This is a genomic window from Streptomyces sp. NPDC048278 (genome assembly GCF_040652195.1).
Classification (GTDB): domain Bacteria; phylum Actinomycetota; class Actinomycetes; order Streptomycetales; family Streptomycetaceae; genus Streptomyces.
This window is the reverse complement of record NZ_JBEZLP010000002.1, coordinates 74,395-91,022: the sequence shown is the minus strand read 5'-3', so window position 1 is coordinate 91,022 and position 16,628 is coordinate 74,395. Positions and strand designations below refer to the sequence as shown.

The following is a 16,628-nucleotide window of genomic DNA, read 5'->3' as shown; positions in this document are numbered from 1 at the left end:
AGGCTGTACTTTCCGGGGCTCCGGGGCCCGGCGAACTGCCGTACGCCCTAGGGTCGTCGGTGTCGAGAGGAGGGGCCGAGGATGGCTGTCACCGGCACCCGGCCGGACCGCACGGACGAGGGCGGGGGCGACGACGAGCACGGGGGCGAGCGCGGCGTCGGGTCCGGCCGTGAGGGGCTGAGGACGGTCGCCGGGCGGGCGGTGCGGGCCTCGGGCGCCGCGCTCGCGGAACTCGTCGGCGGGCTCGGTACGGCCGTCCCGGCCCTGGCCCTGCTCCTGCTGCTCGCGGTCGCCGCGGTGACCGCGCCGCTGGGCGCCGGACTGCTCCTGGCGGCCCCGCTGCTGCGCGCGCTGCACGCCCTGGCCGGCCGGGAACGCGAACGGCTCGGCAGGCACGGCCCCGAGATCGTCGCCCCGGATCCGGCCCCGCCGGTCCGGCTGCGGCTCGCCCTCGCCGACCCCACCACCCGGCGGGAGCTGCACTGGCTGGCCCGGCACGGCACGGTGGGCCTGCTGCTGGGCCTGGCGGGCTTCCTGCTGCCGCTGTCCGCGGTGCGGGACACCGCGTTCCCGCTGTACTGGCGGTTCATGCCCATGGACATGACCGCCACCTCCTTCGGCTACGGCGTCGCGCACTCCTGGGCGGAGGCCTTCGCCGTCTGCGCGTTCGGGATCGGCTCCACCGCCGTCATCCTCGGCCTGACCCCCGGCATGGCCCGGCTCCAGGCGGACCCCGGCCGGCGGCTGCTGGCCGCCGGACCCGACCAGGACCTCTCGCTGCGGGTCGCGGAACTCACCGCCACCCGGGCCGCCGCCCTCGACGCCCACGCCACCGAACTGCGGCGCATCGAGCGGGCGTTGCACGACGGCACGCAGAACCGGCTGGTCTCGGTCACCGTGCTGCTCGGCGCCGCCCGCCGGCAGGTGGCGCGGGACCCGTCCCGCGCCGACGAGATCCTGGAGCGCGCCCAGTCCGCCGCCGAACAGGCGCTGGCCGAACTGCGCACGGTCTCGCGGAGCATCCTGCCGCCGGTCCTGGACGACCGGGGGCTCGCGGGTGCGCTGTCCGGCCTCGCCGCCGACTGCCCGGTGCCCTGCCGGATCGACGTGGACGCACCCGAACGCTGTGCCGCCTCCGCCGAGGCGACCGCCTACTTCGTCGTCGCCGAGGCCCTGACCAACGTCGCCAAGCACAGCGGCGCCCGGTCGGTCACCGTGGCCGTCCGGGCCCGGGGCGGGCGGCTGCGCCTGACCGTCGCCGACGACGGCCGGGGCGGCGCCGAGGAGGCCGGCGGCTCCGGACTCACCGGCATCCGCCGCCGCATCGCGGCCCACGACGGCACCCTCCGCCTGGCCAGCCCGCCCGGCGGCCCGACAACCCTGGAAGTGGACCTGCCCAGTGGATCGTGAAGCACCCGCGCACCGCGCCGTACCCGCGCGAGGCGCCGTACCGGCACCCGGCCCCGTACCCGGCGAAGCACCCGCGCCCCCCGATGCCTCAGCGCGCCCCGAGACCTCTGCCCGCGTCGATGCGGAGGTGTCCGACGGGGTGCGGCCCTCGCTGCGGATCGTGATCGCCGAGGACGACCCGTTGCTCCGTGAGGGGCTGGCCCTGCTGCTGCGGGCCGAGTCGATGGACGTGGCCGCCACCGCCGGTACCGCGGAGGAGGCGCTGGACGCCGTGGAGGCGCACGCGCCGGACGTCGCCATCCTCGACGTCAGGATGCCGCCGACGCACACCGACGAAGGCATCCGCGCGGCCGTCGAGGCCAGGCGCCGCCACCCCGGGCTCTCCGTCCTCGTCCTGTCGGCGTACGTCGAGCAGAGCTTCGCCACCCAGCTGCTCACCGGCGGGGTGGGCGGGCTCGGCTACCTGCTGAAGGAACGGGTGGGCCGGGTCGAGGAGTTCCTGGACGCCCTGCACCGGGTGGCGTGCGGCGGCACCGCGATCGACCCCGAGGTCGTCGCCCAGCTCTTCACCCGGTCCCGCCAGGACACCCGCCTGGAACGGCTCAGCCCGCGCGAGCGCGACGTGCTGGCGCTGATGGCGGAAGGCCTCGGCAACTCCGCGATCGCCGAACGGCTCGTCGTCACCGACGGCGCCGTCCACAAGCACATCCGGTCCATCTTCGCGAAGCTCGACCTGTCCCCGGCCGACCGGGTGGACCGCCGGGTGGCGGCGGTCCTGCACTACCTGGAGGACGCCCGGGTCAGGTCCCGCTGACGCGGCTCAGACGCGGACGCCGAACATGAACGGGCCGCCGATGGTGGACATCGACTCGTAGCGGACGACCGTGCCGGTGCGCGGGGCGTGCAGGATCTGGCCGTTGCCCGCGTACAGGCCCACGTGGTGCAGGTCGTTGAAGAAGAAGACCAGGTCGCCGACCTGGAGGTCGGACGTCGAGTAGATCTTGGTGCCGATCGTCGACTGGGACTCGGAGGTACGGGGTATGGAGACGCCGGCCTGCGCGTAGGCCCAGGAGGTCAGGCCCGAGCAGTCGAAGGAGGACGGGCCGGTGGCGCCGTACACGTACGGGGTGCCGAGCCGGGTCTTGGCGGCGGCGAAGGCGGCGGCGGCCCTGCCGGTGGCCGAGGTGTCGTTGCCGAGGTCCACCCGGTCGCTGGCGGAGCGGCTGGCACGGTCCTGCTCGGCGGCGAGGGAGGCCTTCTCGGCGGCGGTGAGGCTGTTGAGCAGCTTCTGCGCCTCGGCGAGCTTGGCCTGGACCTCCGTCTTCTTCTTGCCGAGTTCGGTGCGGGTGGCGGCCAGGTCCTTGAGCTTGCCGGTGGCCTCGGCCCGTTCCTGCGCCAGTTCGCGCTGCTTGGCCTGGATCTTCTTCAGCGTCTCGACCTGCTGGCTGCTCAACTGGTCGAGGGCGGTCGCCTTGTCCAGGTAGCTGTCCGGGTCGGAGGAGAGGAACAGCTGGAGGGACGGGTCGATGCCGCCGCTGCGGTACTGGGCGGTGGCCATGGAGCCGATGCCGTCGCGCAGGTCGTTCAGTTCGTCCTGGCCGCGCGCGACCGACTCCTGGAGCGCGGTGATCTGCTTCTGGAGCTTCTCCTGCTTCTCCTTGGCCCCGTTGAACTTCTCGGTGGCCTGCTCGGCCTCCTCGTAGAGCTTGTCGACCCGGGACTTGACCTCGTCCTTCTTGGGCTTGGCGGCGGGCGCGGCCTCGGCCGCCTGCGAGGAGAGGACCACGGCTGCCGCGGCGGCGGTGGTGAGCACGGTGACGCGAGCGCGGCTCGGCTGCTTGATACGACGGTGGGACGCCACGGAGGCGAGCTCCTTCCGAGCGGATGAGTCGAGCGACGGGTCAGCTGAAGGGTCAACTAGTGGTACGAGCATCAGACATTAATGACTCACTAATGATCAGTTCAAATCTCCGCATGAAAAAAATTGGCCAGGGGTCGCCAACAGGGCTTCTTCGCCGACCGGGTCACGGGGTGCCCCGCCCATGACTGTTAGGAACCTTGACAGTTAAGTGGTCTAGTCCAAATATGGGCGCCCATGAGACGCACCCGTGCCCTGCACGCCCTGACCGCAACCGCCCTGTCCGCCGCGCTCGTTGCCTTCGGGGCCGGCGCCGCGCACGCCTCGGCCCAGCACCGCGCGAAGCCCCTGCCCGCGCACGTCTCCGCCCCCTACTTCGAGGCCTGGACCGGCCAGAGCCCCGCCGCGCTCGCCGCCCGGTCCGGCAACAAGTACCTCACCTTCGCCTTCCTCCAGACGCCCGCCGCGGGCTCCTGCACCGCCGACTGGAACGGCGACGCCACCCAGCCCGTCTCCCCCTCGGTGTTCGGCGCCGACATCGCCACCCTCCAGGCCCGTGGCGGCGACGCCATCCCCTCCTTCGGCGGCTACAGCGCCGACACCACCGGCACCGAACTCGCCGACAGTTGCACCGACGTGGACGCCATCGCCGGGGTCTACGAGAAGCTCGTCACGACGTACGGCATCAGCCGCATCGACCTCGACGTCGAGGCCGACTCCCTCGCGAACACGGCCGGCATCGACCGCCGCAACAAGGCGATCGCCAAGGCCGAGCGCTGGGCCGAACGCACCCACCGGCCGCTCCAGTTCTCCTACACCCTGCCGACCACCACCAAGGGCCTGGAGGACGACGGCCTCGCCGTCCTCCAGAACGCCGTCGCCAACCACGCGCGCGTCGACGTCGTCAACATCATGACCTTCGACTACTACGACGGCGCCACCCACGACATGGCCACCGACACGAAGACCGCGGCGACCGGCCTCCACGGCCAACTCCACGCCCTCTACCCGCACAAGAGCGCCAAGGACCTGTGGGGCATGGTCGGCGTCACCGAGATGCCCGGCATCGACGACTACGGCCCCGCCGAGACCTTCACCACCCAGAACGCCGCCACCGTCGCCCGCTGGGCCGCCGCCCAGGGCATCGGCACCCTCTCCTTCTGGGCCCTCCAGCGCGACAACGGCACCTGCGTCGGCACCGGCGGCTCCGACTCCTGCTCCGGAATCGCCCAGGACACCTGGTACTTCAGCCACACCTTCGCCCGGTTCACCGGCCCGCGGGCCTGAAAAACTCCCGACGTTCACCGAACCGCCGTACAACCCAGGTCCGCGACCGGAGGTCTCCTGTGTGCCACCGACGGCATCCGCACCCACCACGGGAGACCCCTTGCGTACGCGCACCGCTCTGCTCGCCGCCGCGTTGCTCGCCTCGGGGCTGACGCCGCTGGCGCTCTCCGCGCCGGCGGTCGCCGCCACCGCGAAGTTCCCGGACGACTTCAACGGCGACGGCCACCGCGACCTCGTCATCGGCGACAGCACGGCCACCGTCGGCGGGAAGAAGGGGGCGGGCGCGGTGGTCGTGGTCTGGGGCACGGCACACGGCCCCGACTTCGCCAAGCGCTCGCTGATCACGCAGAACACCCCGTACATCGCGGGCACCGCCGAGACGGGCGACTCCTTCGGCACGAAGGTCACCGCGGCCGACATGAACGGCGACGGCTACGGCGACGTCGTCGTCACCGCCCCCGGCGAGGACGACGGCGCCTACCACGGCACCTTCACGATCCTGTGGGGCTCCAAGTCCGGCCTGAAGTCCGGGACGTCCTTCAAGAGCCCGGGCTGCAAGGACTGCGGCTACGCCAAGGACGTCGCGGTCGGCGACTTCACCGGCGACGGCAAGCAGGACGTCGTGTCGATCACCGACGACTACGTCTACGTCGAGCGCGGGCCGTTCACCAGAACCGGCGGTCACGGCAGGGCCACCAACCTCGACCCGGTCGACGGCGAGAACATCAAGCCGGACCTCGTGGTCTCCGGCAAGGTCACCAAGGACGGCACCGCCGACTTCGCGGTCCTCGGCTACGACGTGGACAAGGGGACCAACCGCGTCTGGTTCTACCGCGGCCGTTCCGGCGGCCCCACCGCCCCGCCCCGCAAGATCGGCCTGCCGAACTCGGCCGACGACGCCCACGCGAGCGCCGCGATCGCGGACTTCGACCATGACGGCTACGGCGATCTCGCGATCGGCGTCCCCCGCTCCGGCAAGGGCGGTGCCGTCCACATCCTCAAGGGCACCTCGGCCGGCCCCAGCACCACCGTCAGGACCATCACCCAGAACACCACCGGCGTGCCCGGCACGAGCGAGTCCCCCGACTACTTCGGATACGACGTCTCCGCGGGCGACGTGAACAACGACGGCTACCCGGACCTCGCCGTGGGCATCCCGACGGAGCAGTTCACCACCGGCGGCATCTACCCCGGCGCGGTCACCGTCTTGCGCGGCGGCACCGCGGGCCTCACAGGCAAGGGCTCCCGCCAGTACGACGTCAGGACCCCCGGTGTCGCGGGCGAACCCGGAGAAGAGGACAGCGCCTGGTTCGGCGCCTCCGTCCTGCTCCGCGACTTCACCCACGACGGCCGCGCCGAGCTGATCGTCTCCGCCGACGAGGCCGGCCGCCTCTACCACCTCCCCGGCACCTCCGCCGGCCCGACCGGCACCGGCTCCACCCTGCACACCGTCAAGGACCTGGGCCTGGGCGACCGCCCGTACTTCGGAGCGGCCCTGGCCGACTGACCGGGCGGCCGACACCTCGGCCCGGGCGTCCACACCCTGTGGATGCCCGGGCCGGACCGTGCAGGGGGCTACGGGTTCACGACCGTCCCGCCGAACGTGACGTTCAGCTTGCCGCTGGAGGCGAAGGACCAGCCGAGGCTGCCCGAGTAGGAGGAGCACCGCGAGCCGTTGGTGCCCGTCCAGAACTGGTTGGAGCTGTCGGCGTCGCCCACGGTCTTGTCGTTCGAGCCGCTGACGGCGAACCGGCACGAGGTGTCGGTCCGGAACACCGAAGTGCCCTTGTCGAAGGAGAAGTTGCGCTCGGCGTTGTCGATGCCCACGTTGTTGGAGACGGTCATCGTGCCCGGGTTGCTGTTGTAGGTGAACCCGTGGTGGCCGTTGCCGTACGCGATGTTGTGCTGCACCACGTGGTTGACGGCGATGTCGTCGCCGCCGAGCTTGTAGCCGTTGCGGTCGCCGTCCCCGCTCTGACTGCCGTCGCTGAGCGTGCCGTTGCGGTAGGAGAGCGAGTACTCGATGGTGACCGGGCCGATGGCTCCCGTGTCGGTCTTGGTGTACAGGTCCCAGCCGTCGTCGATGTTGTTGTGCGAGACGTCGTACCGGAACACGTTCCCGGTGCCCGTGGTCAGCTTGGCCGCGAAGCCGTCGGCGTCCTCGCCGTCGCTGTCGGCGTTGTCGTGCGACTCGGAGCTGACGACCAGGTTGTTCGCCGGCCAGGCGCTGCTCGACGTGCTGGAGGAGATCCGGCCGAGTTGCAGTCCGGTGTCGCGGTTGTACGCGGTCACGGTCCGCTCGACGACGTTGTTGCTGCCGCCGACGTAGATGCCGTTGTCGCCCGCGTGCTCGACGGTCAGGCCGTACAGGTGCCAGTAGTTGGCGAAGAGCTGGATGCCCCGGTTCGACGAACTCTCGCTCTGCGCCGAGAAGTCGAGGACCGGGGTCTCGCCCGGGTAGGCGGAGAGGGTGGTGAGCGCGCCGGAACTGCCGTTGGAACCGGCCGGGACGGTCACGGTGGAGGAGTAGGCGTACGTACCGCCGCGCAGGTAGATCGTGCCGCCGGCGGCGATTCGGCTGATCGCCGAGGTGAGCGTGGTCGGCGCGGACTGGGTGCCGGCGGCGCTGTCCGTGCCGCTCGGCGACACGTACAGCACCGTGGACGCGGCCTGTGCGGGGCCGCCCGACAGTGCGACGAGAGTGCCGGCGAGCAGGCCGACGGCCGCGATGACTGGTCTCACGTGCATGTTCGTCTCCGTTCGTCTCCGTACAACTCCGTGCGGGACCTTGCGGAAAGCGCTTTCTCTGCGAAGCTAGGAGGGTGGCGTGGGTGCGTCAAGAGTCATGTATGTAAAAGCAGTTCATGAGTGTGATCGCTAGAAGGGCTCGGGGAATATTTCGACCGTGATCGGAATACGGGTTCCGGCCCCTCCGTTGTGCGGGTCATGGACGAGATCCCGCGCAAGATCGACCTCGGCGCCGTCGGTGTGTGGCGCCACGACAGCACCGCACCCGAGCTGGCCGTCGCGCTGGAAGACCTGGGCTACGGCGCCCTCTGGCTCGGCAACGTGACCGACCCGGACCTCACCGAATCCGAACAACTGCTGGACGCCACCGACCGCCTGGTGGTGGCGACCGGCATCGTGAACATCTGGTCCAACCCGGCCGACCGGGTCGCCCGGGCCTACCGGCGCATCGCCGAACGCCACCCGGACCGCTTCCTGCTGGGCATCGGCGCCGGCCATCCGGAGGCGACGAAGGAGTTCGTCCGGCCGTACCAGGCCCTCAACGACTACCTGGACGTCCTCGACGCGGGCGGTGTCCCGGTCGCCCGGCGGGCGCTGGCGGCCCTCGGCCCGCGCGTCCTGCGCCTGGCGCGCGACCGCACGGCCGCCGCGCACCCCTACCTGGTCACCCCCGACCACACCCGCCTGGCCCGCGACCTCCTCGGCGCCGGACCGCTCCTCGCCCCCGAACAGAAGGTGGTCCTGGAGACCGACCGCGCCGCGGCCCGCGCGCTCGGCGACGCCACGCTCGGCTTCTACCTGAACCTGACCAACTACGTCGGCAACCTGCGCCGCCTCGGCTTCGACGACGCCGACTTCGCGGACGGCGGCAGCGACCGCCTCTTCGACGCGCTCTTCGTGCACGGCGGGACGGCCCGGGTGGCGGCGGGCGTCCAGGCCCATCTGGACGCGGGCGCCGACCACGTGGCGGTGCAGCTGGTGCACGCCGACGGCACCGACCCGCTGCCGGGCTACCGGGCGCTGGCGGAGGCGTTGAAGCTGGGCGGCGAGTAGGCCCGGGGGCTCACAGGGCGGCGAGGAGGGCGTCGAGCGGAGCGGGTACCCGGTCGGCGTCCAGGGCCTCCACGAGGACCCGGCCGTAACGGATCTTGCGGCCCGACGTCGTGCCGAGGAAACGGCGGAACTGCTGCTGGGCCGTGCGGCCCTGCTGCGCGGGCTGGTTCAGGAAGGTGCGCAGGGCGCGGTGGTCGCCCTCCGCATGCGCGAGTTCGGCGACGCGCGACGGGCCGAGGGCACGGACCAGCTCGTCCTCCAGGTCGGCCGCGCAGACGAAGACGCCGTGCTGCGGGGCGCCGGCCCGCTCCAGGCCGCGGGCGTAGTAGGGGTGTTCGCGTTCGTCGCAGAGCCCGGTCAGGCGCAGGCCGAGGCCGGTCGGCCCGAGGAGGCGGGCGTAGCGGCCGACGTTCATCGCCCCGCCCATCGCCAGCACGCAGACCCCTTCGGCCGCCAGGTCCCGGCCGCGCCGGGCGGCCAGCGCGTCGACGGCCGCGAGATCGCTGGGCCCTTCCAGCAGCACGACGCCCCGCACACCGAGCCGCCCGGCAAGCTCCCGCACCCCCGCCTCGGAACCGCCGCCGCCCTCACCGCCACCGCCCTCACCGTCGCCGATCCCACCGCCGCCGACCCGGTCACGGACGGCTTCCCGGAAGGCGGCCATGGCGGGCGCGGGGGTGGGGTGCGTTGCGGGCGCCGCGGCTGCTTCGGGCGGCTCGTTCGGCGCGTCCGGGGCGTTCGGCGTGTGAGTCATGGGACGAGTCTCCGCCCGGGTCCGGCGGTGGTGCCACGGAATATCCGGGGCGCCGCCGGATCCGGGGGGACCCGGGCGGGCGGGCTCAGGCGATGCGGGTTCCGGTGCCGCCGACGTGGACGCGCGGGTCGCCCGCGTGCAGGGTCACGGTGAGTTCGCCGGGGCGGCCCAGGTCCTCGCCCTGGTGGAGGGTGAGGACGGCTTCCTCGGGGGCCAGGCCGAGTTCACGGACGTAGGCGCCGAACGCGGCAGCCGCCGCACCGGTCGCCGGGTCCTCGACGACCCCGCCCACCGGGAACGGGTCACGGACGTGGAAGACGGTCGCCGACTCGCGCCACACCAGCTGCACGGTGGTCAGGTCCAGGCGGTGCATCAGCGCTTCGAGGCGCGCGAAGTCGTACGCGAGGTCCGCGAGCCGGGCGCGGGTGGCGGCGGCGAGCACCAGATGGCGGGCGCCGGCGAACGCGATGCGCGGCGGGAAGGCCGGGTCGAGATCGGTGGCCGGCCAGTCGAGCGCGGCCAGTGCCTCCGCGAGGTCGGCGTCGGCGATCTCCTCGGTGTGCGGCTCGACGCTGGTGAGCGTGGCCCGGACCGTCCCGCCCTCCTCGGTCACCGCGACCGGCACGGTGCCCGCGCGGGTGGCGAACACCAGCTCCCCGGGGCCGTTCCGCTCGGCGAGCGCGACGGCGGTCGCGATGGTGGCGTGCCCGCAGAACGGCACCTCGGCCTTGGGGCTGAAGTACCGGATGGTGTACGCCCGTCCGGCCTCGCCGTTCCGGCCGCCGAGACCCTCCGGGGGCGCGGTCAGGAACGCGGACTCCGAGTAGCCGAGTTCGGCGGCGATGGCGAGCATGCCGGCGTCGTCCAGACCGGTGGCGTCCAGCACCACCCCGGCGGGGTTGCCGCCGTCGGGTGAGCCGGAGAAGGCGGTGTAGCGCAGGATCTCGGGTCGCGGCGCGTTCGTCGTCATGCTCGCGGCAACGTGGGGCGGAGCGCAGGCTATTCCTGGGCGAGGCCGCCGCCCGTGCCGTCCTGGCGGTGCCGGTGGGTGGCGGTGATGCCGGCGAGGACGAGATCGACGCCGTCGAGGAACTGCTCGCGGTCGTCGTGCCCGCGCATCTGGTCCGCGACGGCCCGGGTGAACGGGTACTCGTCGGGGTCGAGGTCCTTCCACGCCGCCGACACGGTGTCGAGGAACCCGGCCCGGTCCACGCCGGGCGGGAGCGCGCGGCCGATCGCGCCGTTCACGGCGTTCTGGCCGGCGGCGCCGAGGACGTAGTGCACCAGCGCCGAGGTCACCGTGAACCAGCTGCTCTCGGGCACGTCGAGGGCCTGGACCCGCCGGCCGATGCTCTCGAAGATCCGTGGCGTGACCGTACCCGCGGGGCTGCGGGAGAGCTGCGCGGCGAGCTGCGTCGCGAGCCACGGATGCCGCGCGATCGCGTCGAACAGCCCGAGCGCGACGCTCCGGATCCCGTCCCGCGGTGAGGCAGGGGTGCCGGACTCCCCTGACCGGGGGATCACGGCGGCGGTGACGACCGCGTCCGTGGCGGCGGCGAGCAGCTCGTCCTTGTTCGCCACGTGCCAGTAGATCGCGCCGGGTCCGGTGGCGAGGCGTTCGGTCAGTGCCCGGAACGTCAGCCCGCTCTCGCCGGCCGTGTCGAGCAGCCCGACGGCCGCCTCGACGATGCGCTCGCGGGAGAGCGCGTCGGTGCGCCGCTGTGACCGGCGTGTCCGCGTTGCCATGGCGCCATCTTGACACGGCTGGAGCACCGTTCCAACATGGAACGACGTTCCAGTCTGGAATGCCGTTCCAGCCGTGCGCGGCCGTCGTCCCCGAGAGGCCGGCCCCGTCCACCCCGAGGAGTCACCATGCGTACGCCCGTCACGATCATCGGAGCCGGACTCGGCGGCCTCACCCTCGCCCGCGTCCTGCACGTCCACGGCATCCCGGCCGCCGTCTACGAGGCGGAGGCCTCTCCGGCGGCCCGTGCCCAGGGCGGGATGCTCGACATCCACGAGCACAACGGCCAGCCGGCGCTCCGGGAGGCGGGCCTGTACGAGGAGTTCCGCGCCCTCGTCCTGGCCGGCCGCGAGGCGACCCGGGCGCTCGCCGCCGACGGCACCGTCCTCTTCGAGGAGGCCGACGACGGTACGGGGGGCCGCCCCGAGGTGCTGCGCGGCGAGCTGCGCCGGATCCTGCTCGCATCGCTTCCGGCCGGCACCGTCCGCTGGGGCCACAAGGTCACCGCCGTCCGCGCCCTGGGCGCGGGCCGCCACGAGGTGACGTTCGCCGACGGCACCGCCGTCGCCACGAGCCTGCTGGTCGGCGCCGACGGCGCGTGGTCACGGGTACGGCCGCTGCTGTCCGCCGCCGTGCCCGAGTACACCGGCACCTCCTTCGTCGAGACCTACCTGTTCGACGCCGACACCCGGCACCCGGCCGCCGCGAAGGCGGTCGGCGAGGGGGCGATGTTCGCGCTCGCGCCGGGCAAGGGGATCCAGGCCCACCGGGAGACCGGCGGGACCCTCCACACCTACGTGGCCCTGCGCAGGCCGCCGGAGTGGTTCACCGACGCCGGCTTCACCGGGCCGACCGGTCCCGCCGGTCCCGTCGCGGCGGAGTTCGACGGCTGGGCCCCGGAGCTCACCGCGCTGATCACCGACGCCGACACCGCTCCGGTGCTGCGCCCCCTGCACACCCTGCCCGCCGGGCACCGGTGGGACCGGGTGCCGGGCGTGACCCTGGTCGGCGACGCGGCCCACCTCATGGTCCCGAGCGGCGAAGGCGCCAACCTGGCGATGTACGACGGCGCCGAACTCGGCAGGGCCCTCGCCGCCCGCCCCGACGACACCGAGGCCGCGCTGGCCGCCTACGAGCAGGCCATGTTCGTGCGCAGCGCGACGGAGGCCGCCGGCGCCGCCGAGCTGCACGAGCACATGTTCGGCGACGACTCCCCGCACGGCCTGATCGCCATGTTCACGGGAGCGGGAGCCGGAGCGGCTGCGGGGGCAGGAGCCGGGCGGACGGAATGAGCGTCACGCCATGGCGCGGCCATCCCGTACGAAGACCGGCTTGAGGTGCTTCTCCGGCAGGGCCTCGGGGAGTTGTTCCCAGTCGAGGACGTGGGAGACGACCCGGCCCGGGTCGACCCTGCCGGAGCCGGCCAGGGCGAGGGCGTCGGGGATGTGGGCGCGGACGTTGTCGCGGGCGACGCGCAGGGTGACGCCGGTGAGGTACATGTCGAGGAGGGGGAGTTCGCCGGGGCGGAAGTGGTTGCCCGCGGATTCGCAGATGCCCTCCGGGGCCAGGGACCGCAGCGCCAGGGCGAGTTGGTCGACGCGGCCGGTCGCCTCGACCGCGATGTCGAAGCCGTGGTGGACGGGCGGGTCGAGGGTGTCGGCCGTGGCGGCGCCGAAGCCCCGGGCGATCTCCCGGTGCCCGGGGTCGGGATCGACGTGCAGGACGGTGGCGGCGCCCAGCGCGCGGGCGATGTCGGCGACGTACAGCCCGATGCTGCCGCGGGCCACCACCAGCACCCGGGCGCCCGGCCGGTTCCGCAGGTGCGGAGCGACCAGGCGCCATGCCAACGACCAGTTGTCGCTCGCCGAGGCCATCGCCACCGGGTCGAGACCGGCCGGGAGCGGTACGAGCATGGCGTCGGCGTAGGGGACCCGGACCAGGTCGGAGAAGAGGCCGCCCCAGGCGCCGCCGATCGGGGCGCCGTACATCGCCATGTGCGGTACGGAGGTGCAGTGGGCGGTGCGGCCGGCCAGGCAGTGGCCGCAGCCGCCGCAGCTGACGGACCAGGGGACGACCACCAGATCGCCGGGGGAGACGGCGGTGACGGAGTCGCCGGTCTCGACGACCCGCGCGACGCATTCGTGGCCGAGGGCGAAGGGCGGGTCCACGAACCCGTGCCCGGCGAGGATCGCGGTGTCCACATCGCAGGAGGTCGCCGCCACGGGCGCCACGATCGCCTCCCCGTCGCCACGCAGCCTCGGATCGGGGACCTCGCGCCACTCCACCGTGTTGCGGGCCACGTAGGTCAGTTCACGCATCGGCCCGCGCACCCTTCGCCAGCGCCACCAGGTCGGCATGGCGGACGATCGAGCCGCCCGCGCCCCAGGTGCCGTCCGGCTGCTCGTGCACCAGGACCCACACCCGCAGGGCGTCGGCCGGGTCGGCCGTGTCGTCCGCGGCGAGTCCGGCCGCCGTCAGGACGGTCCGGGTGGCCTCCTCGACCAGACCGGCCCGGCGGCGCTCGGACAGCGCGCCCGCGGGAACCGTGACGTCCACCAGGAAGCGGGGCGCGTCGTCCCCGGCGGTGGTCTGGGCGCCGTCCGGCAGCTCGACCAGGTGACTCCAGGCCTGGGCGCGGAAGAAGGGCGTGTCGGGCGCGCCCTCCCAGCGCAGGAGTACGGCGGCGAGGTCCCGCTGGACGGTCGCGCGGCCCTCTTCGGTCAGTGCGCCGGACGGGACGGTGAGCCGGATCAGGGGCATGGGTGTCCTCCATGGCGAAGCAGGGGTTATGACGATCGTTATAGAGCGAGGTCACGCTAGACTATGACGAGCGTTATAACCAGGGGGGCCGGGGAGCCGGAGGGAGCGGGAGCTTGGCCAAGTCCAGTGCGCCGTCGCGGGACCGCATCGTGGCCGGGGCGGCCGACCTGATCAGCCGCCGCGGTCTGAACGCCACGAGCATCCGCGAGCTGGCCAAACACGCCGAGGCGCCGCTCGGTTCGACGTACCACTACTTCCCCGACGGCAAGCAGCAGCTCGCGACCGAGGCCGTGCGGTACGCGGGCACGTCCGTCGAGCGGCTGCTGCGCAAGGAGCTGGACGCGGGTCCGGTCGCCGGGCTGCGCGCGTTTCTCGGGCTCTGGCGCGGGATTATGGTGGCGAGCGACTTCCGGGCCGGCTGCCCGGTCCTGGCCGTCTCCGTCGAGGAGCCGCCCCCGGGCGACGAGATCCCGCCCGCGCTCACCGCGGCGGCCGAGGCGTTCGACGCCTGGGAGGCGCTGCTCACCGCCGCCCTGCGGGACCACGGTGCCGACCCCGACCAGGCCCCCGAGCTGGCGACCCTCGTCGTGGCCTCGGCGGAGGGCGCGATCGCCATGTGCCGAGCCCGACGCGACACCGCACCGCTGGACCGGGTCGCCCACCAACTCGAATCACTGCTCGCCGCCGCACTCGACGGGCGGGCCCGGAGTTAGGGGCCGTCCCGGCGCCGAGCGCGGCCCGGCATCAGGCGCTGAGCCGCTGGGTCGAGGTCGCCCGGTTCTCGATGCGACAGCTCTGCTCCGCCCTCCTGCGCGGACGGCGCCTACGTCGACCGCCGTCGCGCCGAAGGGCTTTCCGGCCGGAGCGGCACCCCGGCCCGAGTGCGTCGCTGCGCGGGGTGCGGCTGTCGGCGGGGCGTGGATCACTCCGGCGGTATGCCGGTACGGGTGCGCCGGTACGTCGGTACGGGTGCGCCGGTACGGGGACGCCGGTACGTCGGGGCGTCGGTACGGGGACGCCGGTACGCCGGGGCGTCGTTGCGGCTATCATCCGCCGTGTGGAACGTTCCCAAGAGGTGCCCTCGTCCGAGCACGCGCCCCCACTGCCGCCCAGCCCGTCGCCCCGCTCGCCCCTCCGCCCGTCGCCCCACCCGTCGTCGCCCGTCGTCGTGTGGGACCTCGGTGGTGTGCTGGCTCCCTCCGGCCGGGCCCTGACCTCGCTGGCCGACGCCCTCGGCATACCCGAGGCGGTGCTCGCTGAGCCGTACTGGGCCCACCGGGACGCCTACGACCTCGGCGGTTCTCCCGTCGCCTACTGGGCGCGGATCGGCGAGGCACTGGGGCGCCCGCTGGACGCGGCGTGGGCCGAACGGCTGGACGCGATCGACACCGGGGCGTGGGCGGTGCTCGGCGCCGAGGCGAGCGGCCTGCTCGACCGGCTGGCGGACCGCGGAACGCCGTTGGGTGTCCTCTCCAACGCCCCGGCCTCGCTGGCGGCGGCCGTCCGCCGGGCGGACTGGAGCGCCCGGTTCGAGACGCTCGTGTTCTCCTCCGACCTCGGCCTGATGAAGCCCGACCCGCGGATCTACCGGGGCGCCGAGGAGCGGCTGGGCCGGGCGGCGTCGGACATCGTCTTCTTCGACGACCGCGCGGAGAACGTGGCCGCCGCCCGCGCCCACGGCTGGCGCGCCCACATATGGAGCGGAGCCGCGGCGGCCCGCGCCGTACTCGCCGGGGAGGGCGTGCCCGCCGATGGCTGCTGACCGGCCGAGAAATCCGACGATCATCGACGTCGCCCGGCAGGCCGGCGTCTCCAAGTCCGTCGTCTCCCGGGTCGTCTCGGGACGCGGCAGCGTGGGGGAGGAGACCCGGCAGCGGGTCATCCGGGCCGCGCAGGAACTCGGGTACGTCGTCAACGCGTCCGCGCGGGCCATGGTGGCCCACCGGACGTACACCGTGGGCGCGTTCGTCCGGGACGCGGCCACCCCGTTCTACGGCCACCTGCTCACCGCCATGCAGGAGCGCGCGGCCTTCCACGGCTACCGGGTGGTCACCGCCACCGGGTCCGGCCGGTTCGAGGTGAGCGACGAGTACCGCGCCCTGGAGACCCTGGCGATGCTCCGTGTCGAGGCGCTGCTCGTGTGCAGCGGGCTGCTGCCCAGCGAGCAGATCGTGCCGTTCGCCGCGCGGCTGCCGACCGTGGTGGCGGGGCGCCCGGAGACCCATCCGAGCATCACCAGCGTCTACTGCGACGAGGACGAGGGCGGCGCCGCGCTCGCCGACCACGTCTTCGACCTGGGGCACCGCCAGGTCGCGGTGGTCACCGTGCCGTTCAGCAAGTCCGTGACGCTGGGCCCGCGGACGGCCGCCATGACCCGGCGGCTGCGCGAGCGGGGCGCCCGGGTGCTGGAGGTGGCGGAGCGGCCCCGTGAGTCCGCGGGCGCGATGGTGACCGAGGTGCTGAGGCAGCCCGGGATCACCGCGGTGATGGCCCCCAGCGACCGGCACGCGCTCGCCCTGATGGAACAGCTCCGGCTGCGGGACGTGGACGTGCCGGGCGACCTGTCCGTCACCGGCTACGACGGCATCGGCGAGCTGACGACGTCCCTGATCGGCCTGACGACCTGGCGCCAGCCGATCGACCTGATCGGCAGCCGCGCCGTCGACGCCCTGGTCCAGCTCCTCGACGGCGAACAGCCGCCCGACCACCACCAGTCCCTGCCGGGCGCCCTCGTCCCGGGCCGCACCACCGCCCGCCCGGCCTCCGCCTGATTCCCGGCCGTCGGTCGTTTCCGGGTGCGGGTCGGTGGGTGCTGGTCGCGCAGTTCCCCGCGCCCCTTTCGGGGCCGTCCAGCGGACCCCCACCTGTTTGGGGGTGCGGGCAACTGCGCGACCAGCCACAACGCACCCGCACCCGCAGACCGACCGGTCCCCCGGGGCAGCCCCGCGCCGGATTTTGCCGACTGTTCACCCAACCACCGCTGTCCTCGACCCACCACCAATGGGAACGTTCCA

15 protein-coding genes and 1 pseudogene are annotated in these 16,628 nt (G+C 73.4%); 9 read left to right on the top strand and 7 right to left on the bottom strand.

The window, feature by feature from the left end; translation table 11 throughout:
* Positions 1-81 precede the first annotated feature (81 nt).
* Both AB0D74_RS04035 and AB0D74_RS04030 read left to right on the top strand, forming a co-directional pair.
* Complete coding sequence (locus AB0D74_RS04035; protein WP_362580328.1) at positions 82-1,410, top strand: sensor domain-containing protein; 1,329 nt, start codon at positions 82-84, stop codon at positions 1,408-1,410.
* Positions 1,411-1,561: 151 nt separating this feature from the next.
* On the top strand, positions 1,562-2,224 hold the full coding sequence (locus AB0D74_RS04030; RefSeq protein ID WP_362580983.1) for a response regulator transcription factor: 663 nt from the start codon (positions 1,562-1,564) through the stop codon (positions 2,222-2,224).
* A gap of 6 nt (positions 2,225-2,230) precedes the next feature.
* On the opposite strand, the gene AB0D74_RS04025 is transcribed toward AB0D74_RS04030, so the two are convergent.
* Entirely contained in the window at positions 2,231-3,271 is a 1,041-nt protein-coding gene (locus tag AB0D74_RS04025; RefSeq protein WP_362580326.1) for an NlpC/P60 family protein, read from the bottom strand.
* A gap of 234 nt (positions 3,272-3,505) precedes the next feature.
* On the opposite strand from AB0D74_RS04025, the pseudogene AB0D74_RS04020 reads away from it, so the two are divergent.
* Positions 3,506-4,543: pseudogene (locus AB0D74_RS04020) on the top strand (chitinase); the annotation flags it as partial.
* A gap of 112 nt (positions 4,544-4,655) precedes the next feature.
* Complete coding sequence (locus tag AB0D74_RS04015) at positions 4,656-6,062, top strand: FG-GAP repeat protein (RefSeq protein WP_362580324.1); 1,407 nt, start codon at positions 4,656-4,658, stop codon at positions 6,060-6,062.
* Between the two features lie 68 nt (positions 6,063-6,130).
* On the opposite strand, the gene AB0D74_RS04010 is transcribed toward AB0D74_RS04015, so the two are convergent.
* Positions 6,131-7,303 carry a right-handed parallel beta-helix repeat-containing protein gene (locus tag AB0D74_RS04010; protein ID WP_362580322.1) on the bottom strand — a complete coding sequence of 391 codons (1,173 nt, stop codon included), beginning with the start codon at positions 7,301-7,303 and terminating at the stop codon, positions 6,131-6,133.
* 198 nt (positions 7,304-7,501) lie between these two features.
* Between AB0D74_RS04010 and AB0D74_RS04005 the strand changes: the two genes are divergently transcribed.
* Positions 7,502-8,356 carry an LLM class F420-dependent oxidoreductase gene (locus AB0D74_RS04005; protein WP_362580320.1) on the top strand — a complete coding sequence of 285 codons (855 nt, stop codon included), beginning with the start codon at positions 7,502-7,504 and terminating at the stop codon, positions 8,354-8,356.
* Between the two features lie 10 nt (positions 8,357-8,366).
* Here the strand turns inward: AB0D74_RS04005 and AB0D74_RS04000 are convergent, their stop codons facing one another.
* From AB0D74_RS04000 to AB0D74_RS03990, 3 genes are all read right to left on the bottom strand, one after another.
* Positions 8,367-9,110, bottom strand: a complete 744-nt coding sequence (locus AB0D74_RS04000) for a TOPRIM nucleotidyl transferase/hydrolase domain-containing protein (protein WP_362580319.1) — start codon at positions 9,108-9,110, stop codon at positions 8,367-8,369.
* 85 nt (positions 9,111-9,195) lie between these two features.
* Entirely contained in the window at positions 9,196-10,080 is an 885-nt protein-coding gene (locus AB0D74_RS03995) for a PhzF family phenazine biosynthesis isomerase (RefSeq protein WP_362580318.1), read from the bottom strand.
* A gap of 29 nt (positions 10,081-10,109) precedes the next feature.
* Positions 10,110-10,856: a TetR family transcriptional regulator gene (locus AB0D74_RS03990; protein ID WP_362580316.1), complete on the bottom strand. Its 747-nt coding sequence runs from the start codon at positions 10,854-10,856 to the stop codon at positions 10,110-10,112.
* Positions 10,857-10,982: 126 nt separating this feature from the next.
* Here AB0D74_RS03990 and AB0D74_RS03985 point away from each other — a divergent pair, with 126 nt between their 5' ends.
* Positions 10,983-12,146 carry an NAD(P)/FAD-dependent oxidoreductase gene (locus AB0D74_RS03985; RefSeq protein WP_362580315.1) on the top strand — a complete coding sequence of 388 codons (1,164 nt, stop codon included), beginning with the start codon at positions 10,983-10,985 and terminating at the stop codon, positions 12,144-12,146.
* 3 nt (positions 12,147-12,149) lie between these two features.
* Here the strand turns inward: AB0D74_RS03985 and AB0D74_RS03980 are convergent, their stop codons facing one another.
* Both AB0D74_RS03980 and AB0D74_RS03975 read right to left on the bottom strand, forming a co-directional pair.
* Positions 12,150-13,172 carry an alcohol dehydrogenase catalytic domain-containing protein gene (locus tag AB0D74_RS03980; protein WP_362580313.1) on the bottom strand — a complete coding sequence of 341 codons (1,023 nt, stop codon included), beginning with the start codon at positions 13,170-13,172 and terminating at the stop codon, positions 12,150-12,152.
* Positions 13,165-13,614 (bottom strand): 4-oxalocrotonate tautomerase, encoded by a 450-nt coding sequence (locus AB0D74_RS03975; protein WP_362580311.1) that lies wholly within the window; start codon positions 13,612-13,614, stop codon positions 13,165-13,167. The genes AB0D74_RS03980 and AB0D74_RS03975 overlap by 8 nt, the downstream gene beginning before the upstream one ends.
* 113 nt (positions 13,615-13,727) lie before the next feature.
* Between AB0D74_RS03975 and AB0D74_RS03970 the strand changes: the two genes are divergently transcribed.
* From AB0D74_RS03970 to AB0D74_RS03960, 3 genes are all read left to right on the top strand, one after another.
* Entirely contained in the window at positions 13,728-14,327 is a 600-nt protein-coding gene (locus AB0D74_RS03970; RefSeq protein ID WP_362580309.1) for a TetR/AcrR family transcriptional regulator, read from the top strand.
* Between the two features lie 344 nt (positions 14,328-14,671).
* A complete protein-coding gene (locus AB0D74_RS03965; protein ID WP_362580307.1) occupies positions 14,672-15,376 on the top strand; it encodes an HAD family phosphatase in 705 nt (234 codons plus the stop codon).
* The gene (locus AB0D74_RS03960) at positions 15,366-16,385 is read left to right on the top strand and encodes a LacI family DNA-binding transcriptional regulator (RefSeq protein WP_362580305.1); all 1,020 of its coding nucleotides are present in this window, start codon (positions 15,366-15,368) and stop codon (positions 16,383-16,385) included. The genes AB0D74_RS03965 and AB0D74_RS03960 overlap by 11 nt, the downstream gene beginning before the upstream one ends.
* Positions 16,386-16,628: the final 243 nt, after the last annotated feature.

Coding starts and splice junctions, on each gene's coding strand:
- AB0D74_RS04035 (WP_362580328.1), top strand. CDS start 82: ATGGCTGTCACCGGCACCCGGCCGGACCGCACGGACGAGGGCGGGGGC.
- AB0D74_RS04010 (WP_362580322.1), bottom strand. CDS start 7,303: ATGCACGTGAGACCAGTCATCGCGGCCGTCGGCCTGCTCGCCGGCACT.
- AB0D74_RS04005 (WP_362580320.1), top strand. CDS start 7,502: ATGGACGAGATCCCGCGCAAGATCGACCTCGGCGCCGTCGGTGTGTGG.
- AB0D74_RS04000 (WP_362580319.1), bottom strand. CDS start 9,110: ATGACTCACACGCCGAACGCCCCGGACGCGCCGAACGAGCCGCCCGAA.
- AB0D74_RS03995 (WP_362580318.1), bottom strand. CDS start 10,080: ATGACGACGAACGCGCCGCGACCCGAGATCCTGCGCTACACCGCCTTC.
- AB0D74_RS03990 (WP_362580316.1), bottom strand. CDS start 10,856: ATGGCAACGCGGACACGCCGGTCACAGCGGCGCACCGACGCGCTCTCC.
- AB0D74_RS03985 (WP_362580315.1), top strand. CDS start 10,983: ATGCGTACGCCCGTCACGATCATCGGAGCCGGACTCGGCGGCCTCACC.
- AB0D74_RS03980 (WP_362580313.1), bottom strand. CDS start 13,172: ATGCGTGAACTGACCTACGTGGCCCGCAACACGGTGGAGTGGCGCGAG.
- AB0D74_RS03975 (WP_362580311.1), bottom strand. CDS start 13,614: ATGCCCCTGATCCGGCTCACCGTCCCGTCCGGCGCACTGACCGAAGAG.
- AB0D74_RS03960 (WP_362580305.1), top strand. CDS start 15,366: ATGGCTGCTGACCGGCCGAGAAATCCGACGATCATCGACGTCGCCCGG.